The 6,992-nt window shown below is 63.4% G+C and carries 5 protein-coding genes; 1 reads left to right on the plus strand and 4 read right to left on the minus strand.

The genetic code is table 11. The features are described 5' to 3' along the window. Positions 1-38: 38 nt before the first annotated feature. The 3 genes from LPW39_RS19095 to LPW39_RS19105 form a co-directional block, all read right to left on the minus strand. Entirely contained in the window at positions 39-680 is a 642-nt protein-coding gene (locus tag LPW39_RS19095; protein ID WP_230778727.1) for a glutathione S-transferase, read from the minus strand. A gap of 70 nt (positions 681-750) precedes the next feature. After that, a complete protein-coding gene (locus tag LPW39_RS19100; RefSeq protein WP_230778776.1) occupies positions 751-1,938 on the minus strand; it encodes an aminotransferase-like domain-containing protein in 1,188 nt (395 codons plus the stop codon). A gap of 253 nt (positions 1,939-2,191) precedes the next feature. Next, complete coding sequence (locus tag LPW39_RS19105) at positions 2,192-2,788, minus strand: LysE family translocator (protein WP_230778779.1); 597 nt, start codon at positions 2,786-2,788, stop codon at positions 2,192-2,194. Positions 2,789-3,024: 236 nt separating this feature from the next. On the opposite strand from LPW39_RS19105, the gene LPW39_RS19110 reads away from it, so the two are divergent. Beyond that, positions 3,025-4,491: an aminotransferase-like domain-containing protein gene (locus tag LPW39_RS19110; protein ID WP_230778780.1), complete on the plus strand. Its 1,467-nt coding sequence runs from the start codon at positions 3,025-3,027 to the stop codon at positions 4,489-4,491. A 28-nt stretch (positions 4,492-4,519) separates the two neighbouring features. On the opposite strand, the gene LPW39_RS19115 is transcribed toward LPW39_RS19110, so the two are convergent. After that, entirely contained in the window at positions 4,520-6,436 is a 1,917-nt protein-coding gene (locus LPW39_RS19115) for an ATP-binding cassette domain-containing protein (RefSeq protein ID WP_230778729.1), read from the minus strand. Positions 6,437-6,992 lie beyond the last annotated feature (556 nt).

Genomic DNA, 6,992 nt, shown 5'->3' on the forward strand with positions numbered 1-6,992 from the left:
CGCTGTGGCGCGCTGCGGGGGAGCGGGCTGGGCGGCGCTTATTCGATGCGGATATCCAGCACGCCCCGGCTGGCCGGGCGGGCCAGCATCGCGGCAAACCAGCGCTCGACATGCGGATAGTGGGGGCGCTGGTAGGCGGCGGCGGGCAGGTTCCACCAGCGGTGCACCTCGCAGGCGATGGGGATGTCGGCCATGCCGAACTGCGCGCCTTGCAGGTAGGCATGGCTGGCCAGATGGCGGTCCAGCAGTTGCAGCAGGGGTTCCATCGCGGCGATGGAGGCGGCGATCTTTTGCGCATCGCGTTGCTCGGGGGCGGTGCGGATGAGCTGGATAAAGGCATCGCGCCCGGCGGGGTTCATCGTCGTTTGCTGCCAGTCCATCCAGCGCTCGGCATCAAAGCGCTGGGCCAGCGCTGCCGGGTAGAGCACGCCGGGAGAGTAGCGGGCGCAGAGGTAGCGCACGATCACATTGGACTCGAACAGGGTCAGCTGCATGGCGCCTTCGCCGTCTTCGATCGCCGGCACCATGGCATTGGGGTTGCGGGCCAGGTACTCCGGCGTCTGCGTGCCGCCGAACTTGCCGCCGGTGTCTATGCGCTCAAACGCAACGCCCACTTCCTGCGCGGCCCAGACGGCCTTGCGCACATTGATCGAGCTGATGCGGCCCCAGATTTTCAGCATGTGTCTTCCTTGAAATTGGCGTGCGGCCCGCGCTCCGGCGGGCTGCGTGGTGGTGGTGTGGCCTGCTGGCTTATCGCGCTGCCAAAGTGGCACGCACCGTATCTGCCAGCGCCTTGATGGCGATATGGATCTGCTCTTCCGAGGCTGTTACATAGGACAGACGCATGGTGCGGTTGTCCGGCTGGCTGGCATAGAAGGCGCTGCCGGGCACATAGGCCACATTGCGCTCGACGGCGGCGGGCAGCATGGCGACCGTATCAATGCCTTCGGGCATGCGCACCCAGAGGAACATGCCGCCCGTTGGCGTGGTCCACTGCACATCCAGGTCGGCGAAATGCGTGCTCAGCGCGGCCAGCATCGCATCGCGCTGCTTTTTGTAGAGCGCGCGGATGGTGGGCACATGCTGGTCCAGAAAACCGCTTTGCACCACCTCGGCCACCATGCGCTGGTTGAAGGTGGGCGTGTGCAGATCGGCCGCCTGTTTGGCCTGCAGCAGCTTGGTGTAGACCGCCTTGGGTGCCACCACATAACCCAGGCGCAGGCCGGGTGCCAGCACCTTGGAGAAGGAGCCCAGGTACACGCCGCCTTCGGGGTTGCGGGCCGTCAGTGGGGCAGGGGGCGCCTGGTCGTACCAGAGGTCGCCGTAGGGGTTGTCTTCCAGAAACGGGATGCCCAAGCTGGCCAGGCGGTCCACCACGGCCTGGCGGCGGGCCTCGTCCATGCTGCGGCCGGTGGGGTTCTGGAAGTTGGGCAGCAGGTAGACCATGCGCGCCTTGTCCGCGCCTTCGCCAGCCTTGCGCGCCAGGTCATCGGGGATCACGCCCTGGTCATCGCTGTCCACCCCCACCACCTGGGGCTGTTGGGGCGAGAACGCCTGCAGCGCGCCCAGATAGGTTGGCGTCTCCACCAGCAGGCGGCTGCCCTCGTCGAGCAGAATCTTGCCCATCAAATCCAGGCCCTGCTGAGAGCCGGTGGTGATCAGCACCTGGTCAGGGCTGACGTCCCAGGGCAGTTGCTTGGCCACAAACTCGCGCAACGGCGCATAGCCTTCGCTGGCGGCGTACTGCAGCGCGGAGGCGCCGTCCTGCAGCAGTACCTTGTCGGCTGCTTCCTTGAAGGCAGCGATCGGGAAGGTCTTGGGGGAGGGCAAGCCACCGGCCAGGCTGATGATGCCGGGCTTCTCGGTCACTTTCAGGATCTCGCGGATCACCGAGGGGTTCATGCTGGCGGCGCGTTTGGCCAAGGTCCAGTTCGTCATCATTTCCTCATCTCTTTGACAGGCAGCCGGGGCGACAGCGCCCTGGCCGGGGTGGATGCAGCGCAGAGCCACCGTAGGTTGGGGTATTGGCAGGGGCCGGGCGTCTGGGATTGCGCACGGCGGGCGGCCACTGCCGGCAGGCTTTTGGCCTGCATGTTTCTTTGCGGGGGGCAGGCCTGTGCTCTGGCCTGCCGGTGGGGCTTTGATTGTCTAACTTGTGGGGGCAGCGGCACAGACATTGGTACCTGCAGGCTCAGGCCTTGAGCATCCATAGTGCCGTCAGCATCAGGATCAGCGCCATCGCCCGGTTGAACCAGAGCAGACGCTGGCCCTGGGCCAGCCAGCTGCGCAGCATGGCGCCGACCGAGGCATAGAGAAAGTTGCTGGCAAAGGCGTAAAACAGCATCACCGGCAGCACGATGGCCAGACGCGCCAACGCATCATGAAAGCCGACAATCCAGCCCGCGACAATGGCCAGCGCCAACAGCCAGGCCTTGACGTTGACAAACTGCAGGCCCACCGCCTGCCAAAAACCGAGCAGATGGCCGTTCTTGGTCTCCGCCAGTTGGCCGCTGCGGCTGAGTTTGTAGGCCAGCCAGACCAGGTACACAATGCCGACCGCCTTGATGGCGCCTTTGAGGGCGGGCGCGGCCATCACCAATGCACCCACGCCGCTGGCGCAGAGCAGCAGCAAAGCGCCCCAGCCAATCGGAACGCCCCAGACAAAGCGCATCGCCGGCTTGAGCCCCCAGTTGGCGCCCATGGCTGCAGCCATCGTCGTGTTGGGCCCGGGGGTAAAGCTCATGGCCGTGGCCAGAACCAGAAATGCGCTGAACTCTACGGCGGTCATTGTCGTTGTCATGGTGATCGTATCCACTGCCCTGGGGGAGGCCCATCATGCACTGCCGCTGCGGCATTCCAGTGGCGCGAAGGCGCGGGCCGGTTGCCACGGGGACAGTCTGGGCCTGCAGGGCAGGCTTGCCTCAAATAATGTAGCTTTGATAACAATACAGTTACAGTACAGACAGAAAATCAATACCATGAACTGTATTGGTGCCAAAACCGGTACATCTCCCCTTTATTGCCATGCTGACCCGCGACACCACCCATACCCTGACCGAGCAACTGGCGGCGCGCTTTGCCGAACGCATCCGCTCGCGCCTGTTGCCAGCCGGTGCGCGCCTGCCATCGGTGCGGGCCTGCGCCGCCCAGCAAAGCGTGAGTCCCTATACGGTAGTTGCCGCTTATGACTTGCTGCAGGCCCAGGGCTTGGTGGAGGCACGCCGCCAGCGCGGCTTCTATGTGCGCGACTATGTCGCCAAGGCCGTGGTCACCGCACCTGCCGCGCCGCCGGTGGCCAAGGACAAGACCTTGAAGGATGCGGTGTCGCTGTCGCTACCGGCCGCCTCTGCGCGTATCAATGCCACCTCGCTGATCCGGGGGATGATGCACAAGGCCACGCATCCGCAGCCGGGGGCCGGTATGTTCCCGCCCGAATGGCTGCAGAACCAGTTTCTGCAATCGGCGCTGCGCAAGGTGGTGGGATCGGACGCGCTGCATGCCATGCACTGGAGCTACGGCGCGCCCATGGGCGATGAGCTGCTGCGCGCGCTGCTGACCGATCGCCTCAAGGAGCTGGGCTTGCCGGTGGGGATGGAGCAGGTGATGACGACGATGGGCGCGACCCAGGGCCTGGACATTGTCAGCCGCACCTTGTTGAAGGCGGGCGATGCGGTGATGGTGGAGGAGCCCGGTTGGTCGGTAGAGTTTGCCCGGCTGGCGGCGCTGGGCATGCAGGTGCTGCCGGTGCCGCGCGGGCCCGATGGCCCGGATCTGGCCGTCATGCGCCATTACTGCGAAACCCATGCGCCCAAGCTCTATGTCAGCGTCAGCGTGCTGCACAACCCCACCAGCTACAGCCTGCACCCGGCGGCGGCCCACCAGGTGCTGCAGCTGGCGCAGGCCTTCAATTTCTATATCGTCGAGGACGACACCTACAGCCATATCGCACCCGAGCATGCCACCCGGCTCAGCGTGCTCGATGGCCTCCAGCGCAGCATCTATGTGAGCGGCTTTGCCAAGATACTGGCGCCCAACTGGCGCGTGGGCTATATGGTGGCGCCACCGGATCTGGTGGACCGCATGCTGGACACCAAGCTGCTGTCGACCTTGACCAGCCCGGCGCTGATGGAGCGCGCGATGGCGCTGTGCATCGAAAACGGCCAGCTGCGGCGCCATATCGAGCGCATGCGCAGCCGCCTGGTGCAGGCGCGCAAGCACAGCGTGCCGCTGGCGCTGGAGTCCGGCTGCTGCTTTGTCACCGAGCCCGCAGGCATGTTCGGCTGGGTGGATACCGGCATGGATACCGAGGTACTGGCCCAGCGCATGCTCGATGAAAACTACCTGATTGCGCCGGGCAGCCTCTTCCATGCCAGCCGCCAGCCGTCCACCCTGATGCGCATCAACTATGCCTGCACGCAGGACCCGAGCTTCTGGCGCGTCTACCAGCGGGTGCGTGCCGAGTTTCCGCAGGCCGAACCCATGCCGCGCTGAGCCGCCGAGGGCTTAGCGCGGCGCGGGATCAGCTGGCCAGCTCTTCCCAGCGCATCAAGGCTTCGAGCAGCTGCTCTTCAATCGCTGCATCGCGCTGCTGCAACTGCATCGCTTGGCCATAGTCCTTGGTGTAGAGGCTGCCATCGGCCAGCTTGGCCTGGATATCCTTTTGCTCGGCTTCCAACTCGGCAATGCGGGCCGGCAAGGTGTCCAGGTCGCGCTGGTCCTTGTAGCTCAGCTTGCGCTTGGGCTGTGCGCTGGGCACAGCGGCTGCAGCGGGCGCTGGCGCGGGGGCTGCTGCAGCGGCCTTGGTCTCTTTGGCCTGCTTGCTGGCTTGCGCAGCATCGCGCTGCTCGGCAATCTCACGGGAGCGGCGCGACTGGATCAGCCAGTCCTGCACCGAGCCTTCGTACTCGCGCCAATGGCCATCGCCTTCGGCGGCGATGATGCTGGTGACCACGTTGTCCAAGAAGGTCCGGTCATGGCTGACCAGGAAGACGGTGCCGTCGTACTGCTGCAGCAAGTCTTCCAGCAGGTCCAGGGTGTCGATGTCCAGGTCATTGGTCGGCTCGTCCAGCACCAGCACATTGGCGGGGCGGGCAAACAAGCGGGCCAGCAGCAAGCGGTTGCGCTCGCCACCCGACAGGGAACGCACTGGCGAGTGCGCGCGTGCGGGCGAGAACAGGAAATCGCTCAGGTAGCTTTTCACATGCTTGCGCTGGTTGCCGATCTCGATCCATTCGCTGCCCGGGCTGATGAAGTCCTCCAGGGTCGCATCCAGATTGATCGCATCGCGCATCTGGTCAAAATACGCCACCTGCAGGTTGGCGCCCTGGCGGATTGTGCCGCTGTCTGCAGCCAACTCGCCCAGAATCATCTTCAGCAAGGTGGTCTTGCCAGCGCCGTTGGGGCCGAGCAGACCGATCTTGTCACCGCGCAGCACCGTGGTGCTGAAGTTGCGCACAATGGTCCGGTCGCCAAAACGCTTGCTGACGTCGGTCAGCTCGGCCACGATCTTGCCTTGGTAGGCACTGCCCACGCCCGAGGCAATGTCCATCTTCACGCTGCCCTGGGCGGTGCGGCGTGCCGCATGTTCGCTGCGCATCACCTTGAGCCGTTCGATCCGGCTCTGGCTGCGCGTGCGGCGTGCTTCCACACCCTTGCGGATCCAAATCTCTTCCTGGGCCAGCAATTTATCGGCCTTGGCATTGATCACCGACTCTTGTGCCAGCTGCTCCTGCTTTTGCACCACGTACTGCGCAAAGTTGCCGGGGTAGCTGCGCAGCTGGCCACGGTCCAGCTCCACGATGCGGGTCGCCACCGCATCCAGGAAGGAGCGATCGTGGGTAATAGTGATGATGCTGCCCTTGAATTCCTTGAGCAGGTCTTCCAGCCAGGCGATGGAGTCCAGATCCAGGTGGTTGGTCGGCTCGTCGAGAAACAGCACATCGGGGCGCAGCACCAGCGCCTGGGCCAGGGCTACGCGCTTTTTCACACCGCCGGACAGATTGCCGACGACCGCTTGTGGATCCAGATGCAGGCGCTGCAGGGTTTCTTCCACGCGCTGCTCCCAGTTCCAGGCATCAAAGGCCTCGATCTGGGACTGCAGTGCATCCAGGTCCTCGCCGTCTTCGGCGGCAAAGTACCGGTCACGGATGGCGGTCACTTCCGCCAGGCCGTCCGAGGCCGCTTCAAAGATCGTGTGTTCCAGGTTCAGGTTGGGTTCCTGGGCCACATAGGCGATTCGCAGGCCGTTCTGCAATTGCAGTTGGCCGTCATCGGCCTTCTCCATGCCGGCCAGAATCTTCAGCAGCGAGGACTTGCCTGCTCCATTGCGGCCAATGAGGCCAACCCGCTCCTGGGACTCCAGGGCGAAGTCTGCGTGGTCCAGTAAGGCAACGTGGCCAAAGGCCAGTTGCGCGTCTAATAAAGTAATCAATGCCATGTTGGCGCCATTATCGGGTGCGCGCCAACAGCGGCCCGGTTGCAGGGGGATCGGCGCCGGCAGGCGCTGCATCTGCTACTGCCATGGTCTTGCATCGTCATCTGTAGGTCATGCAGATGCGGTGCAATCAGAAATTTTCGCCAACTGCGTGACGCCCCGGGAAAACGCCTATACAATAGCGTCTATCGACAGCACGATGCCTTGCAAAGCTGCCAGACTCGAAAGAGGGCGGTTCGCAAGGTTTGTTTTTTTAAGGTGCTGACAAGGGGCTAGCGGAGACGCTGAGAACTTTGTCAAACAGTTCAAAAAGCTGTGCTACAATACAAGGCTTCGCTGATCGCGGCGAAGGGGGTTCAAGGGTTGAGGCTCTTGGGTTAGGTCTTTAAAAATTAACAGCCGATAAGCGTGGGCGTTTGGTGGCGATTGCCATATGTTCTTCGGAGCAAAACAAGCGCTCACAAAAACAGTAATGAGGAAGGTCTTAGGATCTTCTTGATTCCGTCAAGTGAGTGAGTAGTCGAGAGACTTTAAATTCAAGATCGAACTATAGAGTTTG

The sequence above is a fragment of the Comamonas koreensis genome, assembly GCF_021026195.1.
GTDB classification, from domain to species: Bacteria; Pseudomonadota; Gammaproteobacteria; order Burkholderiales; family Burkholderiaceae_C; genus Comamonas; species Comamonas koreensis.

Coding starts and splice junctions, on each gene's coding strand:
- LPW39_RS19095 (WP_230778727.1), bottom strand. CDS start 680: ATGCTGAAAATCTGGGGCCGCATCAGCTCGATCAATGTGCGCAAGGCC.
- LPW39_RS19100 (WP_230778776.1), bottom strand. CDS start 1,938: ATGACGAACTGGACCTTGGCCAAACGCGCCGCCAGCATGAACCCCTCG.
- LPW39_RS19105 (WP_230778779.1), bottom strand. CDS start 2,788: ATGACCGCCGTAGAGTTCAGCGCATTTCTGGTTCTGGCCACGGCCATG.
- LPW39_RS19110 (WP_230778780.1), top strand. CDS start 3,025: ATGCTGACCCGCGACACCACCCATACCCTGACCGAGCAACTGGCGGCG.
- LPW39_RS19115 (WP_230778729.1), bottom strand. CDS start 6,436: ATGGCATTGATTACTTTATTAGACGCGCAACTGGCCTTTGGCCACGTT.